Genomic DNA, 585 nt, shown 5'->3' with positions numbered 1-585 from the left:
GTCCTAAAGGGGACAGGAAATTTTCAAGTATTGAAAATTTGTGGCCACGGGACGATTCTTGCTCTCACGAAAACCCATATTTTTTGAAAAAACGCTTTCCGCAGCCAAAGGAGGATGCACCATGAAAAAAGAGATCGAAGCCTTTGTCAACGCAGCCAACGAGCAGGAGTTGGAAGCCGCATGGAACAACCTCTCGGCAGAGGAACAGCGAGTTTTCGAGCAACTCATGGAGGAAGACTCACCCGAAGATGCACTGGCATTTTTCGCCCAGCTGTATGACGATGCCCCGAAAGAGCAGACCAGCGAGACTGTGAGCATCTCCGAAAATGAAATCTATTTCAAGCGGAAGCCCTTGACCGAAGAGCAGAAGAAACACGGCTCTTATGTGGACGAGAACGGCAACCTCCATGTCAAGAACCTGTCCGCTTTCTGGATTCCGGAACTGACCACCACGGAGAAAGTCGGTCACACCACCTACACCGTGACCGGCAGCTATGAGGGCAAGGAATCCTTTTTGAAGAAGCTGGAGCGCATTGTTGCCAAGAACGCCCAGCAAAAATTTGAAGATGAGGGTGCAGACGAATG

At 50.1% G+C, this 585-nt stretch carries 1 protein-coding gene; it reads left to right on the top strand.

The window, feature by feature from the left end; translation table 11 throughout:
• Positions 1-121: 121 nt before the first annotated feature.
• A partial coding sequence (locus tag WMO17_RS13115) for a hypothetical protein (RefSeq protein WP_097774989.1) occupies positions 122-585 on the top strand: 464 nt, incomplete at its 3' end.

This window comes from Faecalibacterium faecis, assembly GCF_040096475.1.
Classification (GTDB): domain Bacteria; phylum Bacillota; class Clostridia; order Oscillospirales; family Ruminococcaceae; genus Faecalibacterium; species Faecalibacterium taiwanense.
This window is presented reverse-complemented; position numbering and strand designations above follow the sequence as displayed.